The organism is Pseudonocardia sp. C8 (assembly GCF_014267175.1).
Lineage (GTDB): Bacteria > Actinomycetota > Actinomycetes > Mycobacteriales > Pseudonocardiaceae > Pseudonocardia.
The window spans coordinates 4219143-4241405 of the sequence record NZ_JACMTR010000002.1 but is presented as its reverse complement, the minus strand read 5'-3'; the positions used below and the strand labels follow the sequence as shown (position 1 = coordinate 4241405).

At 73.5% G+C, this 22263-nt stretch carries 21 protein-coding genes; 10 read left to right on the top strand and 11 right to left on the bottom strand.

Features of this window, described 5'->3' with window-relative positions; all coding sequences use genetic code 11:
• Positions 1 to 227 precede the first annotated feature (227 nt).
• The 6 genes from H7X46_RS20175 to H7X46_RS20150 are packed head-to-tail and all read left to right on the top strand — an operon-like array spanning position 228 to position 3551.
• On the top strand, positions 228 to 533 hold the full coding sequence (locus tag H7X46_RS20175) for a hypothetical protein (protein ID WP_186360885.1): 306 nt from the start codon (positions 228 to 230) through the stop codon (positions 531 to 533).
• The gene (locus H7X46_RS20170) at positions 530 to 964 is read left to right on the top strand and encodes a hypothetical protein (RefSeq protein ID WP_186360884.1); all 435 of its coding nucleotides are present in this window, start codon (positions 530 to 532) and stop codon (positions 962 to 964) included. Before H7X46_RS20175 ends, H7X46_RS20170 begins: the two co-directional genes overlap by 4 nt.
• Positions 961 to 1167: a hypothetical protein gene (locus H7X46_RS20165; RefSeq protein ID WP_186360883.1), complete on the top strand. Its 207-nt coding sequence runs from the start codon at positions 961 to 963 to the stop codon at positions 1165 to 1167. Before H7X46_RS20170 ends, H7X46_RS20165 begins: the two co-directional genes overlap by 4 nt.
• Positions 1164 to 2597 carry an APC family permease gene (locus H7X46_RS20160; protein WP_186360882.1) on the top strand — a complete coding sequence of 478 codons (1434 nt, stop codon included), beginning with the start codon at positions 1164 to 1166 and terminating at the stop codon, positions 2595 to 2597. The genes H7X46_RS20165 and H7X46_RS20160 overlap by 4 nt, the downstream gene beginning before the upstream one ends.
• A 1-nt stretch (position 2598) precedes the next feature.
• Positions 2599 to 3270 carry a hypothetical protein gene (locus H7X46_RS20155; RefSeq protein WP_186360881.1) on the top strand — a complete coding sequence of 224 codons (672 nt, stop codon included), beginning with the start codon at positions 2599 to 2601 and terminating at the stop codon, positions 3268 to 3270.
• Positions 3270 to 3551: a hypothetical protein gene (locus H7X46_RS20150; protein WP_186360880.1), complete on the top strand. Its 282-nt coding sequence runs from the start codon at positions 3270 to 3272 to the stop codon at positions 3549 to 3551. Before H7X46_RS20155 ends, H7X46_RS20150 begins: the two co-directional genes overlap by 1 nt.
• 6 nt (positions 3552 to 3557) lie before the next feature.
• Here H7X46_RS20150 and H7X46_RS20145 read toward each other — a convergent pair whose 3' ends face one another.
• The 9 genes from H7X46_RS20145 to H7X46_RS20105 form a co-directional block, all read right to left on the bottom strand.
• Positions 3558 to 4241: an XRE family transcriptional regulator gene (locus H7X46_RS20145; protein ID WP_186360879.1), complete on the bottom strand. Its 684-nt coding sequence runs from the start codon at positions 4239 to 4241 to the stop codon at positions 3558 to 3560.
• 93 nt (positions 4242 to 4334) lie between these two features.
• A complete protein-coding gene (locus H7X46_RS20140) occupies positions 4335 to 5654 on the bottom strand; it encodes an FMN-binding glutamate synthase family protein (protein WP_186360878.1) in 1320 nt (439 codons plus the stop codon).
• Positions 5654 to 6376 carry a glutamate synthase gene (locus tag H7X46_RS20135; RefSeq protein WP_186360877.1) on the bottom strand — a complete coding sequence of 241 codons (723 nt, stop codon included), beginning with the start codon at positions 6374 to 6376 and terminating at the stop codon, positions 5654 to 5656. The genes H7X46_RS20140 and H7X46_RS20135 overlap by 1 nt, the downstream gene beginning before the upstream one ends.
• Positions 6364 to 7257, bottom strand: coding sequence for a glutamine amidotransferase (locus H7X46_RS20130; protein WP_186360876.1), 894 nt, complete (start codon positions 7255 to 7257; stop codon positions 6364 to 6366). Before H7X46_RS20130 ends, H7X46_RS20135 begins: the two co-directional genes overlap by 13 nt.
• A 213-nt stretch (positions 7258 to 7470) precedes the next feature.
• Positions 7471 to 8313: a bifunctional methylenetetrahydrofolate dehydrogenase/methenyltetrahydrofolate cyclohydrolase FolD gene (gene folD, locus H7X46_RS20125; RefSeq protein WP_186360875.1), complete on the bottom strand. Its 843-nt coding sequence runs from the start codon at positions 8311 to 8313 to the stop codon at positions 7471 to 7473.
• Between the two features lie 54 nt (positions 8314 to 8367).
• Positions 8368 to 9558: an alanine--glyoxylate aminotransferase family protein gene (locus H7X46_RS20120; protein WP_186360874.1), complete on the bottom strand. Its 1191-nt coding sequence runs from the start codon at positions 9556 to 9558 to the stop codon at positions 8368 to 8370.
• A gap of 65 nt (positions 9559 to 9623) precedes the next feature.
• Entirely contained in the window at positions 9624 to 11243 is a 1620-nt protein-coding gene (locus H7X46_RS20115) for a formate--tetrahydrofolate ligase (RefSeq protein WP_186360873.1), read from the bottom strand.
• 118 nt (positions 11244 to 11361) lie between these two features.
• Positions 11362 to 12120 carry an ANTAR domain-containing protein gene (locus H7X46_RS20110; RefSeq protein ID WP_186360872.1) on the bottom strand — a complete coding sequence of 253 codons (759 nt, stop codon included), beginning with the start codon at positions 12118 to 12120 and terminating at the stop codon, positions 11362 to 11364.
• Positions 12121 to 12226: 106 nt separating this feature from the next.
• Positions 12227 to 13468: an NAD(P)/FAD-dependent oxidoreductase gene (locus H7X46_RS20105; protein WP_186360871.1), complete on the bottom strand. Its 1242-nt coding sequence runs from the start codon at positions 13466 to 13468 to the stop codon at positions 12227 to 12229.
• Between the two features lie 91 nt (positions 13469 to 13559).
• Here H7X46_RS20105 and H7X46_RS20100 point away from each other — a divergent pair, with 91 nt between their 5' ends.
• Positions 13560 to 16193, top strand: a complete 2634-nt coding sequence (locus H7X46_RS20100) for a LuxR family transcriptional regulator (protein ID WP_186360870.1) — start codon at positions 13560 to 13562, stop codon at positions 16191 to 16193.
• A gap of 53 nt (positions 16194 to 16246) precedes the next feature.
• Here the strand turns inward: H7X46_RS20100 and fgd are convergent, their stop codons facing one another.
• Positions 16247 to 17272 (bottom strand): glucose-6-phosphate dehydrogenase (coenzyme-F420), encoded by a 1026-nt coding sequence (fgd, locus tag H7X46_RS20095; RefSeq protein WP_186360869.1) that lies wholly within the window; start codon positions 17270 to 17272, stop codon positions 16247 to 16249.
• A complete protein-coding gene (locus H7X46_RS20090; protein ID WP_186360868.1) occupies positions 17269 to 18267 on the bottom strand; it encodes an LLM class flavin-dependent oxidoreductase in 999 nt (332 codons plus the stop codon). The genes fgd and H7X46_RS20090 overlap by 4 nt, the downstream gene beginning before the upstream one ends.
• A gap of 210 nt (positions 18268 to 18477) precedes the next feature.
• On the opposite strand from H7X46_RS20090, the gene H7X46_RS20085 reads away from it, so the two are divergent.
• From H7X46_RS20085 to H7X46_RS20075, 3 genes are read left to right on the top strand one after another with little or no spacing between them, the layout of a single operon-like run.
• Positions 18478 to 20880: a xanthine dehydrogenase family protein molybdopterin-binding subunit gene (locus H7X46_RS20085; protein WP_370588871.1), complete on the top strand. Its 2403-nt coding sequence runs from the start codon at positions 18478 to 18480 to the stop codon at positions 20878 to 20880.
• Positions 20877 to 21761, top strand: coding sequence for a xanthine dehydrogenase family protein subunit M (locus H7X46_RS20080; RefSeq protein ID WP_186360866.1), 885 nt, complete (start codon positions 20877 to 20879; stop codon positions 21759 to 21761). Before H7X46_RS20085 ends, H7X46_RS20080 begins: the two co-directional genes overlap by 4 nt.
• On the top strand, positions 21758 to 22252 hold the full coding sequence (locus H7X46_RS20075; protein WP_186360865.1) for a (2Fe-2S)-binding protein: 495 nt from the start codon (positions 21758 to 21760) through the stop codon (positions 22250 to 22252). Before H7X46_RS20080 ends, H7X46_RS20075 begins: the two co-directional genes overlap by 4 nt.
• The last annotated feature ends 11 nt before the right edge of the window (positions 22253 to 22263 follow it).

The window sequence follows — 22263 nt, the reverse complement described above, 5'->3', positions numbered from 1 at the left end:
TCGAATCCTGGCGTGACGGTTGACACACCGTCCCCGGTGCCGCATATGCTTCCGAAGGTTCTTGGTCTGGACCGAGAACCAAAGCGCGATCGCCCGTGATCGACCCGCCCTGTGCCCGTCCGGCACCGGTGCGATCTCGCGGCGTCCGACGCCCGTGCCGACGAGCGCAGGTGCTCCGTCATGGCTCGGTCAGCCGGTCGCCGGCGACGAGCGAAACGGAGGCATCGGTGAAGAATCTCGAATCACGTATCGACACCCTGGTGCGGCGGGACCGCCTGTTGGCCGTGGCGTTCGCCGTGGTCATGTGGGCGGTCCTCGTGTTCGTCTGCGTCACCGCGGTGGCTGCGGCACCCAGTGCCGGGATCGCGGTGGCCCTGGTCCTCGCCATGGCCGCCCTCGGCGGACTCAACACGGCGTCGATGTTCGCGTTGATCCGCCGCTACCGGCTGGCCAAGTACCAGGTGTACCAGCCGGACATCGAGAACCTCGCCCTGCAGCGGGCCGAGGCAGCCCGGCGTCGGAGCGCCGCGTGACCGGCCGGCCGGTCCGGCCGGCGCCGTACGAGCCGCCCCAGCAGTCGGTGCGCGGCCAGCTCCTCGACGCCGCCGTCGTCCTCGTCCTGATCTTCGCGACGTTGTTCGCGACCACCTATCTGAGCACCGAGGAACCGGATTCCGGCGCCGCCACCGGATCCGCGCAGCAGCTCGCCGAGCTGGCGCTGACGCCGGGGGAGCGGGAGCAGTACCAGAAGATGATCGATGCGGGCGTCGCGGACCGGGAGACGATCGCGGCGGGTGTGGCGGCGAACCAGCCCGCCGCCGACAAGTACGAGATCGATGTCCTGGCGCTGATCGGAACCGCGGTGTTGCTGGCCGTGTACCTGGGTTTCGTCTACCGGGTCTCGTTCCGGGAGTACCGCGAGGTGATCGAGGAGAAGTTCGGACCCGGGGAGGGGACGTCATGAGTGTGGTCGCGATCATCGAGACCATTGCGTGGCTGCTCAGCGCGGTCATCGCCGCATGGATCGTGCTGGACGTCGTCCGGGTGGGCCGCCGGTACGACGAGGCGACACTGGTCAACGCACCGGACCCGCTCGAGGGCGGGCCGGCCGACACCGGGGCGGTGGCCGCGGCGACGCCGCCCGGCGGCGACGGGACCGGCCGATGAGCAGCGCGGAAGGAACCGCCGCCCCGCCGGAGCACCGTCCGGCACTGAGCAAGGTGCTCTCCCCACTGCACATCTGGGCGCTCGGCGTGGGGATCGTCCTGGTCGGGGAGTTCATGGGCTGGAACTTCGCGGTCGAGAAGGGCGGGATGTACGGCGCGCTCATCGCCGGGTGGGTGGTCGGCCTGCTCTACACCTGCATCGTCATGATCAACTCGGAGATCACGTCGGCGATCCCGGCCGCGGGCGGCCAGTACGCCCAGGCGAAGCACACGGTGGGCCCGCTCATGGCGTTCAACGTGGGCCTCTACCTCACCCTGTGCTACACCATGCTCGAGGCGGCGAACGCCAACGTCCTGAGCTACCTGCTCACCACCCTGTCCGGCCTGATGGGCAGCACCGAGGAGCTGTCGCCCTATCCGTTCGCGGTGCTCGCGATCCTCGCACTGGCGTTCCTGAACTACCGGGGCGTGTTCGGCACGCTCACCCTCAACTTCGTGATCACCGGGTTCGCGTTCCTCACCCTGGTGCTGCTGTTCCTCGGGGTGCGCGGGTGGGACCCGTCGGGGGAGCTGAACCTGTCCGGTCTCACCGGCGAGATCAGCAACGGCCTGCCGTACGGCTGGCTCGGCGTGATCGCCGCCTTCCAGTTCGGGATGTGGTTCTACCTCGGGATCGAGGGCACCGCGCAGGCCGCCGAGGAGTGCAGGTCCGCGCCGCGGTCGGTGCCGCTGGGGAGCATGGCCGGGATCATGACCCTGATCATCGCGGCGTCCCTGACCTGGTACGTCTGCGCCGGGACGCTCCCGTGGCACTACCTCGGGACGGCGATCACCCCGCTGTTCGACGCCGCCCGGCTCAGCGGCAGTGACGTGCTGGTCGTGCTGCTGCTCCTCGGGACGCTGTGCGCGACGCTGGCGTCGGCGAACGGATGCATCAACGACGCCTCCCGGGCCTGGTTCTCGATGGGCCGCGACCGCTACCTGCCGGAGTGGTTCGGGGCGATCCATCCCCGCTACCACACGCCGTTCCGGGCGATCGTGTTCCTGGTGCCGGTCGCGATCGCGTTCGCGGTCCTGCCGGTCCTGCTGGACCAGCCGACGCTGCTCTCGACCGTGATCACGTTCTCGATCCTGTCCGGGCTGTTGATGTACAGCTTCATGGGCCCGAACTTCATCCGGTTCCGGCGGCTGTGGCCGATCGGGTCGATCAAGCGGGCCTACACGCTGCCGCTGCACCCGGTCCCGGCGATCGCGCTGCTCTGCCTGTCCGGCATCGTGTTCTTCGCGACCTTCCTCGGCTACGGCGTCGCCCTGCTGTCGATGCTGGCGTTCTACCTGTTCGCCTCGATCTGGTTCGTCGCCCGCCGGTACAAGTTCGTCCGGCGCGGTGCCCAGTTCACCGCCGACCTCCCCCGGCCGCAGGGGTACTGAGATGACCGGGACCCTCATCCTCGTGGCCACCGCGGCGCTGGCCGCGGTGGCCGTCCACCTGCACCTGGTCGCCCGGCGGTCGGCGGCGCGCGACCGGTCCGGGCTGTTCGACGACGTCCGGGACCTGCTGGAGGCGCCGCGCCTGCACCGGGACGGCGTCGGCTACCCCACGCTCACCGGTCTGGCGGGCGGGTACCCGGTCACGATCCGCGCGGTGGTCGACTCGCTGGCCGTCCGCAAGCTGCCGGCGTTGTGGTTGGAGGTCACGTTGCATCGCCCGCTGCCGGTCGGCGCGTCGCTGAGCGTGCTGCTCCGCCCGTCCGGCTCGGAGTTCTTCTCGCCGAACGGCCGGTTCGCGCACGAGCTCGACACCCCGGAGGGGTTCCCGCGGCCGGCGCGCGTCGCGACCCCGGACCCGGACCGCGCACCGCCGCTGTCCGTGCTCGACCCCGGGCTGGGATTCCTGCGGGAGGCGCCGACCAAGGAGGTCGCGCTGGGTACGGCGGGGGTGCGGGCGGTCCGGCTGCTCGCCGAGTGCGACCAGAACGCGTACCGGGTCGGGCGGCGGGCCGTCTTCCACCGGGTCCGGGTCGCCCGCTCCGAGCTCGCCGGCACGCTGGCGGCCCTGTCCGGAGTGGGCGACCACGCGGCGTCCACGGTGGAGCGTTGCTGATGCTCCGCCATCCGTTCGTCGTGCTGGTGGCCGCGATCGTCCTGCCGGGGGTCGGGCACGTCCTGACCCGGCTCCCGGTACGCGGCCTGGTGTTCGTGTTCTACATGGTGTTGCTGGGCACCATCACCTACCAGCTGACCACCCCGGACCACTCGCTGGTCGGCCGGTACGCCGGCGGGTTGTTCATCTACGCGATCAGCGTGCTCGACGCGTACACCTGGGCCGCCCGCCGCGCCCGGACGGCGGTCCCGGCCGGTGAGGCGTCCCGAGAGGTGACGTGACCCCGGTCAGGCGTGCCCGTTGTCGTGGCCGCTGTCCCGCGCGTTCTCGTGGGCGACCACCGACAGGAACCGGATCGGCAGCGACAGCAGCTCCTGCGGGCCGTGCACGCCCTCCCCGTCGAGCTGGAGGGCGTCGCCGGGGTGCAGCGTGTAGCTGGCGTCCCCGTGGCCGTACACCATCGACCCCTCGAGCATGTAGATGAGCTCGGTGCCGGGGTGCTGGAACAGCGGGAACACCTCGCTGCGCTCGGAGAGCGTGACGAGGTGCGCCTCCATCCGCTGGTGCGGGCCGCGCAGCCCGCCGAGGATGTTGTAGTCGTGCCCGACGCGCGTCCCGCGCGCCACGATGCGCGCACCCGCCCCGGCCGGGGTGTGGACGGCCTCGCGCGGGGTGTCCGCGCCCCGGAAGAACGAGGTGACCGGGACGTCGAGCGCGGCGGCCAGCCGCGCCAGCACGGTCAGGCTGCACGAGATGTGCGCATTCTCGATCTTGGACAGCGTCGCCTTCGAGACGCCGACCCGGGCGGCCATCTCGGCGACCGTCAGGCCCTCGCGGCGGCGGAGCTCCCGCACCCGGGTGGCGATCGCACGTTCCAGCCAGCCCTCGCGCGGCGCCGGTACGGCCACCTCGCGCGCGGCCGGCCCCTCCCTGGGGGCGTCCTCGCCGCGCTCGGGCTGATCACGAGTCATGTCTGGCCCCACATGAGCAGCCTAGTCCCGCCCGGATCGGGCGCGCCGGTGTGCGGCCGTGGCCGGGGCCACGGCCGCACTCGGGTGTGCCGGTCAGCCGGAACCGGGAACCCAGGTCGTCCCGGCCAGCGGAACCCGCGCCATCGCCGCGGACTCCAGCGTGAGCGCCACGAGATCCTCCGGCTCGAGGTGCTGGAGGTGGGCCTTGCCGCAGGCCCGGGCCAGCGTCTGCGCCTCGAGGGTCAGCACGCGCAGGTAGTTCGCGATCCGCCGGCCGCCCTCGACCGGGTCGAGCCGGGCCGCGAGCTCCGGATCCTGGGTGGAGATGCCGGCCGGGTCGCGACCGTCCTGGAAGTCGTCGTAGTAGCCCGCGGCCGACCCGATCGCCTCGTACTCGGCGGCCAGCCGCGGGTCGTTGTCCCCGAGCGCGATCAGGGCGCCGGTCCCGATCGCGACCGCGTCCGCGCCCAGCGCCATCGCCTTGGCCACGTCGGCACCCGTACGGATCCCACCGGACACGATGAGCTGCACCTTGCGATGCAGCCCCAGCTCCTGCAGCGCCTGCACGGCCTGCGGGAGCGCGGCCAGGATCGGGATGCCCACGTGCTCGATGAACACCTCCTGGGTGGCGGCCGTCCCGCCCTGCATCCCGTCGACGACGACGACGTCGGCCCCGGCCGCGACCGCGAGCTTGACGTCGTAGTAGGTCCGCGTGGCGCCGACCTTGACGTAGACCGGCTTCTCCCAGTCGGTGATCTCCCGCAGTTCGTGGATCTTGATGGCCAGGTCGTCCGGACCGGTCCAGTCCGGGTGCCGGCACGCGCTGCGCTGGTCGATCCCGGCCGGGAGGGTCCGCATCTCCGCGACCCGCTCGGAGATCTTCTGCCCGAGCAGCATCCCGCCGCCGCCGGGCTTGGCGCCCTGACCGAGCACGACCTCGATCGCGTCGGCGGCCCGCAGGTGGTCCGGGTTCATCCCGTACCGGCTGGGCAGCAGCTGGTAGACCAGCGTCTTGGAGTGGCCGCGCTCCTCGTCGGTCATCCCGCCGTCACCGGTCGTGGTCGACGTGCCGACCTCGCTCGCCCCGCGTCCCAGCGCCTCCTTGGCCTGCGCGGAGAGCGCCCCGAAGCTCATCCCGGCGATGGTCACGGGCGTGTCCAGGTGCAGCGGGGTGCGCGCGTGCCGGTCACCGAGCACGACGTCGGTGTCGCAGCGCTCCCGGTAGCCCTCGAGCGGGTACCGGGACATCGACGCCCCCAGGAACAGCAGGTCGTCGAAGTGCGGCACGGCGCGCTTGGCGCCCCAGCCGCGGATGTCGTACACGCCGGTCTGCGCGGCGTGCTGGATCGCGGCGATCGTGGCGCGGTCGAACGTCGCCGACTCGCGCAGTCCTCGCTGTGCGGGATCGGTCATCAGTAGCTCCCCGACTGCTCGCTGGTGAAGTGGTACAGGGACCGGGCCGAACCGAAGCGCCGGAACCCGTCCAGCACCACCGGGTCCGAGGCCTTCTCGCCCATCCCGGCCGCGGTGAGGAGATCGATGAGCTCGGCCCGGTGCTCGGAGCGCATCGGTTTCTCCACGCAGTCCGCACCGAGGGTGCCGACCTTCCCTGCGACGTAGATGCGGGCTTCGTAGATCGAGTCGCCCAACCCGTCCCCGGCGTCACCGCAGACCACGAGCCGGCCGGCCTGCGCCATGAACGCGCTCATCGGACCGATGCTGCCGCCGACGACGATGTCCACGCCCTTCATCGAGATCCCGCACCGCATCGACGCGTTGCCCTCGATGGTCAGCAGTCCGCCGTGCGCGGTCGCGCCGGCCGACTGGGAGGCGTCGCCGCACACCCGGACGGTCCCGGACATCATGTTCTCGGCGACGCCGGGACCGACCGAACCGTCGACCAGGACCGTGCCGCCCTGGTTCATCCCGGCGCAGAAGTAACCGGCGTCGCCCCGGACGTGCACCTCGATCTCGTCGTTCACGCCCACCGCGATGGAGTGCGCGCCCCGCGGGTTGTCCACCACGTAGCGGGTGGCACCGGGCTCGTGCAGCTCGGAGTTGAGTTCCCGGACGCCGACCCCGGCCAGGTCGATCGTCCTGGTGCTGCCGTCGTTCGGCGTGCTCAGCGCTGCCATGCGTACACCTTCCCGGGCTCGGGTTCGAAGATGCGGGCCTCGTCGATGCCCGGCAGTCCGGTGAGGGCCCGGAACTCCGACGCCATCGCGACCCAGCGAGGGTGCTCGGCGATCACCGCGGGCTTGCACGCGATCTCGTCGCGGACCACGGCGAACCCGTCGGCGGTGGTCACCAGCAGCGTGTAGAAGCCGTCGAAGGTCTCGCCGAGGCGCCGGAGGGCCTTCTCCAGGTCGTCGCCGGCGGCGAGGGACGAGGCGACGTAGCGGGCGGCGACCTCGGTGTCGTTCTCCGAGTCGAACACGACACCCTGCCGGCGCAGCTCCCGCCGGATCGACGCGTGGTTGGAGAACGAGCCGTTGTGGACCAGGCACTGGTCACGGCCGACCGAGAACGGGTGGCACCCTTCCGGGGTGATCGCCGACTCGGTGGCCATGCGGGTGTGCGCCAGGCCCTGCCAGCCGTGGGTGTCACGGAGGTGGTAGGTCTCGGCGAGATCGTTCGGGTTCCCGACGCCCTTGTAGACGACCAGGTCGGTCCCGGAGCCGACCACCAGCGCCTCGGGTGCGGCGGCGGCGACCGCGGTGGCGAGCTCCTCGGGGGCGACCTGCGCCGTCAGCACGGTCGTCTCCCCGGCGACCTCGGAGGCGACTGCCGGACGTCGAGCCAGCTGGTCACGCACGGCGTCGGCGAGTCCCGCCGGCGCGCCCAGCACCGACACGGCCGCATGCCCCTCCGGGCACCGCCGTCGGTCGCCGTAGACCGCGATCCCGGCGGAGTCCGGGCCGCGCTCGGTGACCCCCGCCAGCATCTCCTCCAGCAGGCGCCCGAGCTGCGGATGCAGGTCGGGGTCCCGGAGGTGGAGTCCGATGATCCCGCACATGTGGATCCTCCTTCCTCGACGATCGGCGAGCCTGGACGAGAGGCTCTGCTGGAGAAACTACGTTGCTTCTCACGAAACGTCGAGGGTGTGCGCAGATTTCGGCCGGAGAATCCGTAGTGGTCGTGGGGACGGACCGCGCAGAGCGGTGGTCTCGCGGTGCAGTGCGCTGCTGGAGGCGATGGGGCTTGCCGGAGCCGTCCTGCTGCCGGGCGTTCAGGACGCCGTTGCGAGTTCCGCGGCGTGCAGGGTGTTCTGCAGCAGCATCGCGATGGTCATCGGTCCGACGCCTCCGGGTACGGGGGTGATCATGCCGGCGATGTCGATGACGGCGTCGGTGTCGACGTCGCCGCACAGGCCTGTCTCGAGGCGGTGCATGCCGACGTCGATGACGATGGCGCCGGGTTTGACCGCGTCCGGTCCGATCATGCGGGGGATCCCGGCGGCGGCGACGAGGATGTCGGCCCGGCGGGTGATTTCGGTGAGGTCGCGGGTGCGTGAGTGGCAGGTGGTCACGGTCGCGTTTTCGGCCAGCAGTAGCTGGGCCTGGGGTTTGCCGACGAGCGCCGAGCGTCCGACGACGACGGCGTTGGCGCCCTCGAGCTTGACTCCGGCGCGGGCGAGCAGGTGCATGACTCCTGCGGGGGTGCAGGGTCGCAGGCCGGGGCGGCCGAGGGTGAGTCGGCCGGCGCTGAGTTCGGTGAGTCCGTCGACGTCCTTGGTCGGGGGGATGCGGGCGATCAGTGGGGCGGGGTCGAGGTGGCGGGGTAGGGGTAGTTGGAGCAGGATGCCGGTGACGGTGGGGTCGGTGGCCAGGTCGTCGATCACGGTGGTCAGCTCGTCCTGGCCGATGTCGGCGGGTAGGTGTTGGTGCAGGTCGCGCATGCCCAGGCGGGTGCATTGCTTGCGCTTGCTGGCCACGTAGATGGCGGATGCGGGGTCGTCGCCGACGAGTAGCGTGGCCAGGCCGGGTGGGGTGTCGAGTGCGGCGACGCCGCGTTCGACCTCGGCGCGGACCTCGGCGGCGGCCGCCTTGCCGTCGATGATGTCAGCGGTCATCGGGAACTCCTCCCTGCAACGTCGCGTCGACGGGGTCGTCGATGGGCAGCAGAGTCAGGCGGCGCGCTCGGCCGGGCGCGTGCCGGACTCCCGGTACCAGGACTGGGCCGCGGCGACCCCGGCACCGAACTCGACCTTCGCACCGGCGTCGGCCAGCACCATCTCCGCCGCGGCCAGTGCGGCCAGGCAGGTCACCTCGTTGAGGTCACCGAGGTGACCGATCCGGAACACCTTGCCGGCGACCTGGCCGAGGCCGCCACCGAAGGAGGTCCGGTAGGTCTCGTAGCCGATCCGGCAGACGTCGACGCCGTTGACGCCGTCCGGGACCTGGATCGCGGTGACGGTGTCGGAGTACCACTGCGGGCCGACCGCGCACAGCGACAGGCCGAGCGCGTGCACGCCGCGCCGCACGCCCTCGGCGAGCCGGTGGTGCCGGTCGAACACCGCGTCCAGGCCCTCGGCGAACAGCAGGTCCAGCGCGGCCCGGAGCCCGTGCAGCAGCGGCACCGGTGGGGTGTACGGGAAGTAGCCGAGGTCGTTGGTGCGGATCTGGTCGGCGAAGTCGAAGTAGCAGCGGGCACTGCCGCGCCGCTCCGCGGCCGCGTCGAGGGCCTTGTCGCTGACCCCCAGCATCGCCAGGCCGGCGGGGAGCATGAAGCCCTTCTGCGAGCCGGTGACCGCCAGGTCCACCCCCCAGCGCTGCTGCTCGAACGGCAGCGAGGCGATCGAGGAGACACCGTCGACGTACAGCAGCGCGTCCGAGCCGGCGGAGTCCATGACGGCGCGCAGGCCGGCGATGTCGGAGGCGACCCCGGTGGCGGTCTCGTTGTGCGTGGCGAACACGCCCTTGATCGACGGATCGTCGGCGAGCACGGCGGCGAAGCGGTCCAGCGGGACACCGGCGCCCCACTCGACGTCGCAGCACACCACGTCCAGGCCGAGCCGCTCGGCCATGTCGACCCACAGGTGCGAGAACTGGCCGAACCGGGCCATCAGCACCCGGTCGCCGGGGGCGAGGGTGTTCTGGATCGCCGCCTCCCAGGCCCCGGTGCCCGAGCCCGGGAAGAGGAAGACCCGGCCGTCGTCGAGGCGGAAGACCTTCTTGAGGTCCTCGAACAGCGGCAGGGTCAGTGCCGGGAAGTCCGGGGCGCGGTGGTCCTCCATCGGCACGTTCATGGCACGACGCACCGCGTCGGGGACGTTCGTCGGTCCCGGCACGAACAGGTGGGTGTGGCCGCCTGGCATGGTCGCTTCCTTTCGGTCCGGACGACCGGGTCGTCGCGTGCTGCGGTGTCCGACGGCGCCGGTCGTCACGACAGGTTGACGATGTTGCCGTCGGCGTCGATGTCGATGTCGTGGGCTGCGGGATTCGCCCCGAGGCCCGGCATCGTGCGCATCTCCCCGGTCAGCGGGTAGATGAACCCGGCGCCGACCGAGGCCCGCACCTCGCGCACCGGCAACCGCCACCCGGTGGGGGCGCCCGTGCGGGTGGGGTCGGAGGACAGGGACATGTGGGTCTTGGCGATGCAGACCGGCAGGTTGCCGAACCCGTTGCGCTCGTAGCGGTCCAGCTGCGCCTCGGCGGCCGGTGCGATGTCGACCCCGTCGGCGCCGTACACCCGGGTGGCCACGGTGCTGATCTTCTCCCGGAGCGGGGCGGCGTCGGGGTACAGGAACCGGAACCCCTGCGGCTCCTCGGCCGCCTCGGCCACGGCCTCGGCCAGTTCGGTCGCGCCCTTGCCGCCCTCGGTGAAGTGGTTGCAGACGGCCGACCGCACGCCCTCCGAGGCGGCGATCTCGGCGATGGCGGCGTGCTCGGCGTGGGTGTCGCCGGGGAACGCGTTGATCGCCACCACCGGGGTGACCCCGTGCAGCCGGATGTTCTCGATCTGCTTGCGCAGGTTCTCGCCGCCGTGCACCTCGAGCGCGCGGACGGTCGTGACGATCACGGCGGCGTCGGGGACCAGGCCGGACGCCCGGCACTTGATGTTGAAGAAGCGCTCGGCGCCCATGTCCGCGGCGAAGCCGGCCTCGGTGACCAGGTAGTCGCCGGTCCGGATGCCGATCAGGTCCGCGACCACCGAGGAGTTGCCGTGGGCGATGTTCCCGAACGGCCCGGCGTGCACCAGGACGGGCGTGTTCTCCAGGGTCTGCATGAGGTTCGGCTTGAGCGCGTGGACGAGGATCGCGGCCATGGCGCCCGCGCCCCGGATCTCCTCGGCGGTGACCGCCGTGCCGTCCGGCCGGTAGCCGACCACGATCCGGCCGAGGCGCTCGCGCATGTCGGGCAGCGAGCGGGCCAGCGCCAGGATCGCCATCACCTCGGAGGCGGCGGTGATGTCGAACCCGGTCTGCCGGGTGACGCCGTCGACGCGTCCGCCCAGCCCGACGACGATGTGGCGCAGCGCCCGGTCGTTGACGTCCATCACCCGGCGCCAGCTGATGTCGTGCGGCCCGAGCCCGGACGCGTTCCCCTGGTACAGGTGGTTGTCCAGCACGGCGGCGAGCATGTTGTGGGCGGCCGTCACCGCGTGGAAGTCACCGGTGAGGTGCATGTTGAGCACGTCCATGGGCACGACCTGCGCGTAGCCCCCGCCCGCGGCCCCGCCCTTGATGCCGAACGTGGGCCCCATGGACGGCTGGCGGAGCGCGACCGTGGCCTTCTTGCCGAGGTGCGAGAACGCCTGCCCGAGGCCGACCGTCGTGGTGGTCTTGCCCTCACCGAGCGACGTGGGAGTGACCGCGGAGACGACGACGTACTTCGCCCTGGGCCGGTCGGCGAGCTCCTCGATCGCGCCGAGCTTGACCTTCGCGACGTCGTCGCCGTGCGGCTCGAGCAGGTGCGGCGGGATGCCCACGGAGCCGGCGATCGTGCGGAGGGGCTTGAGCGAGGCCGAGCGGGCGATCTCGAGATCCGATGGGAAGGTCATGGGTTCCTCTCCTCGGGGAAACCGGACCTCGGACGCTACGGGGGCAGGCGGGGCCGGTCCTCCCTCACAGGGTGGAGGGGTCGGGGGAGACCGGCTCCGGTCACCGAGGGGCCCGCGGCTATGCCCGGGTCCGGGCGTTCCGTGGATCTCCGTCGAGCTGCGGGGACCGCAGACGGCCCTCGGCGAGCAGGTGGGCCACGTCGACGAGCCGCACGTTGGTGTCCTGGGACGCCCGGACGAGCATCCGGAACGCGCCGTCGGCGTCGATCGCGAAGCGCTCCATCAGGATCCCCTTCGCCTGCCCGATCAGGTCACGGCTGTCGACCGCACGGCGGAGGTGCGCGGCCCGGTCGGCGCCGTTCATGACGAGGGCGGCCTGCACCGCCGACAGCCCGGCAAGGGTGCGCGCGGTGTCGTCGAACACCCCGGGACGCCGGGCGTAGAGCGTCATCCCGACCCGCCGGGCTCCCTGCAACGACAGCTCGGTGGACAGGAGGGACCGGTAGCCGTACTCGACGGCCTGGGCGGCGAAGCGCGGCCAGCGGGCCGCGTCCGGGGCACGGGTCAGGTCCTGGGCGTCCACGACCCCGTCGGGCGGCGGGTCCTCCACGGCGGTGAAGCACGGGCCCTCGTGGAGGCGGGTCTGCAGCTCGTTGAGGAGCCGGACGTCGTCGCTGGTGGTGGCCGGTGAGTCGACGACCCCGTGCTCGGTGATGGAGATTCCGCCGACCGCTGCTCCCGGGACGGTGGCGACCGCGGCCTCCAGGATCTGGCTCATCCCCCCGTCCGGGTGGTCCTCCACGGCGCGGTGCGCGATCAGGTCCTGGGCGGCGGTCCGGAGCGCGGCGACCAGGCTGTCGTAGGGGGCGGACGACATCGGGCGGACTCCCGTCGGACCGGTGGGCCGTCCCGGGCCGAGACGCCCTCGAGAGCGATTCTGGGGGACGCACCCGAACGTAGCGAGGTCACCGGCCCGCCGCCACTCACCGGACGGCCGGTGCCGACCGCGCCACCCAGGCCGACCGCGCGACCACGACCGGGTTGAGCAGCCCGGTCACCGGGGCGGCGCGCATCGCGAACCGGTAGACCCGCCGGGCCACCCACGGGTCGTGGACGGCGGCGGTGCGGATGGCCCGCTGGACCGCGTTGGGCGGCAGCGCGCGGGCGTCGTCGCGGTCGAGCCGGTCGTGGCGCTCGGCGAAGCGGTGCGCGCGACGGTAGCGGCGCAGCGCCCGCGCCAGGCCCCGCTCGCCCCCGGTCCCGGCACGCAGGTCGGCCAGGGGACCCGTGGTGGCGTCGGCCAGCCATTCCGCGCTCCGGAACGCCCAGCCGCAGCCGACCGCGGGAACCGGGTCGCCGACCATCGCCGCGTCCCCGACCAGCGCCAGGCCCGGGCGGGGCACCGGGTCCCGCCTGATGATCGGGTAGTCGGCGGTGCCGATCACCGGGGAGACACGTTCGGCACCGGACAGGTCCGGCCCGTCCGGCACGCGCGCCAGGAACGACTCCAGCGCCGCCACCCGGTCGGCCCGGAACGCCGCGAGGTGCTCCTTGGTCGGGAACGCCCCGAGCAGGGTGAGGCCGTCGTCGGTGGGGGTCGCGACCACGACGTGGTCGTCCAGCCGCCAGATCTGCGCGCTCCCGGGGCCGCGCGGCACGACCCCGCGGTAGTAGGCCCAGTAGAGGAAGCGCTGGTTGTCGGCGACGTCCTCGCGGGCGCCGGCGAGCCGCGCGACGGCCGAGCGGTGCCCGTCCGCGCCCACGACCAGGCGCGCGCCCACCCGGTGCCGGGCGCCGTCGTGCTCCCGGACCTCCAGCCCGTGGACGTGCCCGCCGTCGTCGAGCAGCCCGGTCACGGTCGTCCCGAGCATGACGCGGACGCCTGGGGTGGTCGCCGCGGCGGCGCGGAGCATCGGATCGAGCCGGCTGCGCCGCAGGCTGATCGCGGCGGGCAGGTCCGCACCCGTGGGGACCATCCAGCCGGCCGCCCCGTGGACCGCGGGCACCCCGGCCCGCGCGCCCTCGGCGAGCATCCGGTCCCACAGCCCCAGCCGGCGCAGCGTCGGCTCGGTGCCGGCCAGGATGTAGTGCCCGCAGAGCGTCTTCGCGGTCGTCGCGCTGCGGTGCTTCTCGACGAGCACGACCCGCAGGCCGGCCCGTCCGTAGAGGATGGCCGCGGTGCATCCGGCGATGCCGGCACCCGCGATCACGACGTCGGTGTCCATGGGTGCACGATCCGGCCCGCGGCCGGCCCCGCCCTCCGTACGGGATTGCGTGGTTCCGGTGCCGGTCGTTGCCGAGTACCGTGCTCACGGCATGGAAGGCCCGATGGTCGGGCGGCGGAACGCCCTCGACCGGCTCGTGCGCGCGATGGTGTCGCGAACCCGGCGCCCGAGCATCGTCGTCACCGGTGCGGCCGGGGTGGGCAAGACCCGGCTGCTGGTCGAGGCCCGCACGCGGGCGGTCGCGGCCGGTGCCGAGGTGCATCTCGCGGTCGCCACCCCGGCGACGGCGTCGATCCCGTTCGGCCCGCTCGCCCCCTTCCTCCCGTCCGGCAGCGCGGGCGGTGACCTCGCGGCCGTGCTGGCGGCGGCCCGGGCCCACCTGCAGGGGGACGGCCGCCGGCCGGTCGTGCTCGCCGTCGACGACGCGCACCTGCTGGACGCCGGTTCGGCCGCGCTGGTGCAGCACCTCGCCACCGCCGGCACGGTCGCGGTGGTGGCCACCGTGCGGTCCGGCGACCCGGCGGCGGACGCGCTGGCCCCGCTGTGGCGCTGCGGTCTCGTCGACCGGCTCGAGCTGTCCGAGCTGGACGACGACGATGCGGCGCAGGTGATCACCCAGGCAGTGGGCGGACCGGTCGATCCGGGGCTGCTGGCCGTGCTGACGACCCTGAGCGGGGGCAACCCGCTCCTGCTGCACGAGCTGGTCGGCGCCGGCGTCGCCGGTGGGGGGATCGGCAGGCGGCACGGGGTGTGGTGCACGACCGGCCCCCTGCTCGCCCCGGACTCGCTGCCCGCGATGATCACGCGCCGGCTGGACCGGCTCGACGCCGGGGTGCGGGCGGGCGCCGAGCTCGTCGCGCTGGGCGAGCCGGTCGGCGCCGCCGTCGTGGAGGCCCTGCTGCCGGCCGGCACGATCGCCGCGCTCGAGGACGAGCGCCTGATCGCCCCGGTGCCCGACCGGCGCCGCCAGCAGGTCCGGCTCGTCCACCCGCTGTACGCCGAGGCGCTCCGGGCGACCGTGCCACCGCTGCGGGCCCGCGAGCACCGGCGCAGGCTGGCCGACGCGGTGCGGGCGACCGGCATGCGACGGCGCGGCGACCGGATCCAGGTCGCCGTGTGGCGGCTGGACGCGGGCCGGCACGAGGACCCGGGCCTGTTCCTCGGCGCGGCCCGGGACGCGTCGGCGGCCCGGGACCACGCACTGGCGGCGCGGCTGGCCGCCGTCGCCGTCGCGGCCGGCGGCGGCGTCCCCGCCGAGCTCGTGCTGATCCGCCAGCTGCCCCTGCTGGGACGGGCCGAGGAGGCGGTGCGCCGGCTCGACGCGCTCGAGGCCGGTGCCTCCGCCACGGACCGGGTGCGGCTCGCGCAGCTACGTGCCGACCTGCACCTGGTCCGCGGTGAGGCGGCCATCGCCGACGACGTGCTGGCGGCCGCGGTCCGGCGGGCCACCGACCCGGAGGAGGTGGACTGGCTCCGGGTGTACCAGGCCAACCAGGCGTTCTCCCGCGGTGACGTGGACCGCTCACTGCGGCTCGGCGGGTCGGTGCTCGACCGGCCCGCCCCCGACCCGGTCGCCGTCACCCTGCTCGCGACCACCCGGGTCCGGGCCCTGTGCTGCGCGGGCCGGCCCCTCGACGGCCTCGACCTGGCCGACCGCGCGCTCGACCTGGTCGACCAGCCCGGTGCGCACGAGCCGCGGGCCGCCGCCCGGGCCGCCGACCTCACGATGACCCGGCTCCAGGCACTGCCCTACGCCGGCCGGCCGCTGGAGGCGCTCGCCCTCGGCGAGCGCCGGGCCGGCCGGTGCCGGGCCGGGGACGACCCGGCCCGCCTGCCGTACTGGTCGCTCGACATCGCCCACGTCCTGCGCATGGTCGGCCGGGTGGGCGAGGCCCGGCGTGCCTTCCGGGACATGCTCGGCACGACCTCGACCGGCGCGCTCCCCACCAGCCACCAGCTCTGGGGGCTGGACGGGCTCGCCGAGACGTGCGCCCTGCTCGGTGACGCCGACGGGGCCGCCGCCGCGGTCGCCCGCCTCGACGCGGTCCTCCCGGCCGGCTTCCGCGCGCTCGCCCGGACCGGCACGGTCTGGGCCGTCGCCGCCGGCGGCGAGCTGTCACGCGCGCAGGATCTCGCACGGGAGCACGCCGACCGGATGGACGAGGTGGGGGCGCTGATGCAGCGGGCCTGGCTGCTGCACGACGCCGCCCGCCTCGGCGCCACCGACGTCGCGGCCGACCTCGCCGACGCCACCGCGCGCTGCCAGGGCGAGCTGCCCGGGCTGTGGGCGCGCAACGCCGCCGCCCTCGCCGCGCACGACCCCGCCCTGCTCGGCGAGACCGGGGCCGCGTTCGCCGCGCGCGGGTTCGCGCTCTGGGCCGCCGAAGCCTTCGCCGCGGCCGCCGCGGCGCACCGGCAGGCGGGCCGGCCCGGTCCGGCGCTCGCGGCCCAGGCCCGCGCCCGGGAGCAGGCCACCCTGTGCCCGGGGGTCCGCACGCCGCTCCTCGCGTTGCTCGACCAGCCGCGGATCCTCACCCCGCGCGAGCACGAGATCGCGGGCCTCGCCGCCCGTGGCCTGTCCGACAAGGACATCGCCGACCGGCTGCACGTGTCCGTCCGGACCGTGCACACCCACCTCCACCAGGCCTACCGCAAGCTCGGGGTGGGCAGCCGCGTCGATCTCGCGGCGCTGCTCGGTCCGGAACCGACGGCGACCGCCCGGTGAGCGAGACCGGCACCGCAGGGGTCGCCGTCGACCGGGACCCCGCCGCCCGGCGGTCACCCGGCGAGGGCGCGGAGGCGGGGGAGGACGTCCTCGGCGAACTGGTCGAGGAACCGCACCTGGTCGTGGCCGGGCCCGTGGAACACGAGGTGGTTGAGGCCGGCGTCGACGTAGGGCTTGATCTGCGCGACGGCCTCGTCGGGGTCGGCGGCGACGATCCACCGCCGGGTCACCTGCTCGATCGGCAGCGCGTCGGCGAGCCGTTCCATCTCCCGTGAGCTGCTGACGCTGTGCTTCTGCTCCGCCGACAGCGACAGTGGCGCCCAGAACCGGCAGTTCTCCAGCGCCCGGTCCGGGTCGCGGTCGTAGGACAGCTTGATCTCGATCATTCGGTCGAGGTCGTCCGGGCTGCGGCCCGCGGCGGCGGCGCCCTCGGCGACGGCGGGCATCAGCGCGTCGGTGTACAGCTCCATGCCCTTGCCCGAGGTGCAGATGAACCCGTCACCGGCGCGGCCGGCGTACTTCGCGACCACCGGCCCCCCAGCGGCGATGTAGACCGGGACCGGGTGCCGGGGCCGGTCGTGGACGGTCGCGCCGACCGTGCGGTAGTACCGGCCGTCGAAGTCGACCTCGTCGCGGGTCCACAGCAGCCGCATGAGGTCGACGGCCTCGCGCAGCCGGGCGAAGCGCTCCCGGAACTCCGGCCATTCCCGCCCGGACACCGCGATCTCGTTGAGGGCCTCGCCGGTGCCGATCCCGAGCATCACCCGGTCGCCGTGCAGCACCGCCAGCGTGGCGAACGCCTGGGCGATCACCGCGGGGTTGTACCGGAACGTCGGCGTGAGCACGCTGGTGCCGATCCGGATCCGGGAGGTGCGCTCGCCGGCCGCCGCCATCCAGGCCAGCGAGAACGGAGCGTGCCCACCGGTGTTCCGCCAGGGCAGGAAGTGGTCGGAGATCACGGCGGAGTCGAGCCCGGCGTGCTCCGCCCGGACGGCGAACTCGACGAGGTCGCGCGGACCGAACTGCTCGGCCGAGGCCTTGTACCCGATCCGCAGCGGCGGGGAACCCGGTCCGGTCATGCGTTCGTCAGCCGCGGTACGGCGGTCGCGAGCAGCGTCAGCTCGTCCAGCGCGGTCGCCGCGTTGACCGGCGAGAGCACGACGCTCGTCGCGCCGGCTGCGCCGAGCGCGGAGATCCGGTCGGCGACCTCGCCGGGGTCCCCCGCCACCGCGAGCTCGTCCACCCACTCCTCGGGCATCTCCCGCGCGACGTGGTCCGCGCCGCGGCCCGCGCCGATCAGCTCGGCGAGCTGGTCGTTGTACCCGTACGGCGCCGTGAGCGCGTTGTGCGGCCCCACGGCCACCAGGTACGACGCCAGCGCGGGCCGGACGGCGGCCCTGGCCGCCTTCCCGTCCTCGGCGACGCTGAACAACGCGAACGTCGGGACCAGGTGCTCGGTGCGGCCGGATTCGGCCATGCCCTCCCGGATGTGGCCCCACGCGGACTCGAGGTACTTCGTGCCGGCCAGGACGCTCATCACGGTGCCGTCCGCGATCCGCCCCGAGAGCTTCAGCGACCTCGGCCCGAGCACGCCGGTGAGGAGGGGAACGTCCTCGTCCGGCCGGTGTGTCGCGGCGACGGAGCGGAAGGTGAACTGCTTCCCCTCGGCGTCCACCGTGTCGCCGGCGAGCAGCGTGCGGACGCCGTTCACGCACTCGGTGAGGGCGGCGAGCGGCGAGCGCGCCGTGAGCGCCATCTGGTCGGTCCAGACGGGGACGCCGTGCCCGATCCCGGGCAGGAACCGTCCGGGGTGGGCTCGGGCGAGGGTCGCGATCTCCATCGCGGTCACGGCGGGATGGCGGACGACCGAGGCGACGACGCCGAGGCCCACCGTGACGGTCCGTGTCGCCCCCAGGGCGAGGGCCGCCCCGGTGAACCCGCCGTAGCAGAAGTAGTCCTCGGCCACCCACACCTCGGAGTAACCGAGGTCTTCGGCGGCCGCGGCGAGCGGCGCGATCTGCTCCGGTGGGGTGGACGTCGCGATGAACACGCCGACCGGCACGGAATCGGACACGGACTCTCCCGGGGTCGCCCAACAGTTCTCGGCACGAGTCTTCGTCCGGGCGTCCGGACGGAGCAACTGCCGGAGGTGACGAAGTCACGCACCCGAGTTCTCCAGATCTGCCAATGGACGCCGGCGGGCCGGGCCCCGACGCTGGCGACGACCGATCTTGACGTCGCACGTCCCGGCCCCGCCGGGTGCCCCACCACCGGAGGGATGGTCGTGACCACCCAGCAACACGTACCACCGGGCCTGATCGGCGCACGGGTGCGCCGCAAGGAGGACCCCCGACTGCTGACCGGACGGTCGCAGTACGTCGACGACGTCGTGCTGCCCGGAATGGTGGAGGCCGCCGTCCTGCGCAGCCCGCACCCGCACGCCCGCATCCGCGGGATCGACGTGAGCGCGGCACTCGAGCATCCCGGCGTGCTCGCAGTGATCACGGGGGCCGAGGTCCACGAGGCCTGCGCCGCACCGCAACCCGTGGTCTGGCGGATGATCCCGGACCAGCGGATGACCGACCAGTACGCCCTCGCCGTCGACAAGGTCCGCTACGTCGGGCAGGGGGTGGCCGCGGTCGCGGCCGTGGACCGGTACGTCGCCGAGGACGCGCTCGGGCTCATCGAGGTCGACTACGAGGTGCTGCCCGCGGTGACCACCCTCGACGAGGCGATGGCCGACGGCGCGCCGCGGCTCTACGAGGACTGGCCGGACAACGTCAGCTGCCGGCAGACGATCCCGAAGGGCGACGTGGCCGCCGCGTTCGCCGAGGCCGACGTGGTCGTCTCGGACACGTTCGACTACGGACGCCAGATGGGCACACCGCTGGAGACCCGCGGCGTGGTCGCCACCTGGGATCCGTTCACCGACAAGCTCGAGGTATGGCTGTCCACGCAGTCGCCGAACCTGGCACGCGACCTGCTCGGCGACGTGCTCGGGCTGCCCGTCGACCACATCCGGGTGCGGACGCCCGACGTGGGCGGCGGGTTCGGCAACAAGTTCGACTTCTACGGCGAGGAGGTCGTCGCCGCGCTGCTGTCGAAGCGCACCGGACGCCCGGTGAAGATCATCGAGGACCGCCTGGAGAGCTTCGTCGCGAACGCCCACTCGCGTGAGCAGCGCATCGAGGTCGAGCTGGCCGCATCGGCCGACGGCACCATCACCGGCCTGCGCGGCACCGTGTACGCCGTCCTCGGCGGGCAGCTCGCCACCGTCGGCATCGGCCCGTGCTGGCTGACCATGGCACTGCTGGCCGGCCCCTACGACATCGCGAACGTCGAGGGCACGGTGGTGGGGGTCGTCACCAACCGGTCGCCGTACGGCTCCTACCGGGGATGGGGCCAGCCCAAGGCGAACTTCGTCCACGAGCGGATGGTGGAGAAGCTCGCCCGCCGCCTCGGTCTGCCGCCCAACGAGGTACGCCGGCGCAACCTCATCGCGCCGGACGCCTTCCCGTACGTCAGCCCGGTGTTCTTCTACGACAACGGCAACTACGAGGCGTGCCTCGCGGCGGCCGAACGGGCCGTCGCCGACCGGGACTGGGCGAAGCGTCGCACCTCCGCGGCCGAGCAGGGGCGCTCGCTCGGCGTCGGCTACTCGTTCCACATCGAGATCACCGCGCTCGGTCCGACCCGCATCATGAACCAGGCGGGCCTGCAGCACGGCTCGTTCGACGAGGAGGTCGTGCGGATCGACTCCACCGGCGGGGTCACGGTCCGCTCCGGGATCTCCGCGATGGGCCAGGGGGTGCAGACCGCGCTGGCCCAGGTCGCCGCCCAGACCCTCGGCGTGCCGCTCGACACCGTCACCGTGCTCACCGGCGACACCGAGAACTGCCCGTTCACCGGGTACGGGACCGGCGCCAGCCGCGGGGCGGCACTGGGCGGTGGCGCCCTGCTGCGGGCCAGCACCCGGCTGCGGGAGAAGGTGCTGCGCATCGCGGCGGAGCTCCTCGAGGCCTCCCCCGACGACCTGGTCGTCTCCGACGGGCGGATCTCGGTGGCCGGCGCGGCGAGCGGGCCGTCGGTGACCATGCGCGACGTCGGTGACGCGACGTACCGCCGGCTCGCCGGTCGGCTGCCAGAGGGCGAGACGCCCACGCTGGAGGAACGCGACGTCCTCGATCCGGACAACGTGGCGTTCTCCTACGGGACGACGGCCGTGCTCGCCGAGGTCGACCGGGAGACCGGCGGCGTGCGGCTGCTCGACTACCTCATCGCCCACGACTGCGGGACGGTCATCAACCCCACGATCGTCGACGGGCAGCTGCACGGGGGTGCCGCGCAGGCCATCGGCGGCGCGCTCTACGAGGAGATCGTCTACGGCCCCGACGGGCAGCCGCTCACCACGACGTTCATGGACTACCTGCTCCCGACGGCGACGGAGATCCCGCCGTTCGAGACCCTGCACCTCACCACGGCCGCCGACCACATCCCGGGCGGCTTCAAGGGCATGGGGGAGGGCGGCGCCATCGGCGGAGCCGCGGCGATCACCGCCGCGATCGAGCACGCCCTCGACGATCTCGATATCGACATCCGCCAGATCCCCGTGACGCCACCGCGGCTGCTGGCGCTGATCGACGCCGCGCCGGAACGTCACCGCACCGAGCCGGAGGAGCGGGCATGAAGCCGACCGCGTTCGACTACGTCCGTGCCACGAGCCTCGACCACGCCGTGGCGGTGCTCGCGGAGCACGACGGGGACGCCAAGGTCCTGGCGGGCGGTCAGAGCCTGGTGCCGCTGCTGGCGATGCGCCTCGCCCAGCCCACCGTGCTGGTCGACCTGGCCGGCCTGGACGAGCTGTCCTACCTGCGGGCCGACGGCGCCCACCTGGAGATCGGGGCGATGACCCGCGCGCGGACGGTGGAGACCGCGGACCTGGTGGCCGGGCGCGTGCCGCTGCTCCCGGCCGCGCTGCGCCACGTCGGGCACGTCACGATCCGCAACCGCGGCACGATCGGCGGCAGCGCGGCGCACGCCGACCCCGCCGCCGAGCTGCCCGCGGTCCTGCGGGCACTGGACGGCGAGCTCGTCGCCACCGGGCCGGGCGGGCGGCGCACGATCGCCGCGGCCGACTTCTTCCGTGGCTTCCTCGACACCGCGCTCGAACCGGGCGAGGTCCTCACCGCGGTCCGGCTCCCGGCCCAGCCGGCCGGGGTGCGGGTCGCGGTGCAGGAGTTCGCCCGCAGGCACGGCGACTTCGCGATCGTCGCCGTGTTCGCCGCGGTCGAGCTGGACGACTCGGCGCGGATCCGGTCCGCCCGCATCGCGGTCGCCGGGGCCGACCAGGTGCCGGTGCGGGCGGCCGCGGCGGAGGAGCTGCTGGCGGGCCGGCCACCGACCCCCGACCTCCTGGTGGCCGCGGCGGACGCCGTCGCGGCCGCCACCCGTCCGACCGACGACATCCACGCACCCGCCGACTACCGGCGCCGCATCGCGGCGGTGCTCACCCGCCGCTGTCTCGAGCAGGCGACCGCCGCGCGGGCCGAGAGGAGCACCGCAGCATGAGCACGGAGATCACGGTCCGGGTCAACGGCGTGCCGCGGACCGCGCACGTCGAGCCGCGGCGGACGCTGTCGGACTTCCTCCGCAAGGACTGCGCGCTGGCCGGCGTCCGCGTCGGCTGCGAGCACGGGGTGTGCGGCGCGTGCACGGTCGTGCTGGACGGTCGCACGGCACGCTCGTGCTGCACCCTCGCCGTGCAGGCCGACGGGACCGACATCGGCACGGTCGAGGGCCTGGCCGACGGCACGCGGCTGCACCCGCTGCAGGAGGCCTTCTGGAAGCACCACGGTCTGCAGTGCGGGTTCTGCACCCCCGGCATCCTGCTCACCGTCCAGGAGCTGCTCGCCGACAACCCGGACCCGAGCGACGAGGAGATCCGCGAGGGGCTGTCCGGCAACATCTGCCGCTGCACCGGCTACCAGTTCATCGTCGACGCGGTCAGGGAGGCGGCCGCGGTGCTGCGCGCGGAGACGAACGGCCACGCCACGGGCTGACCGGGCTACCG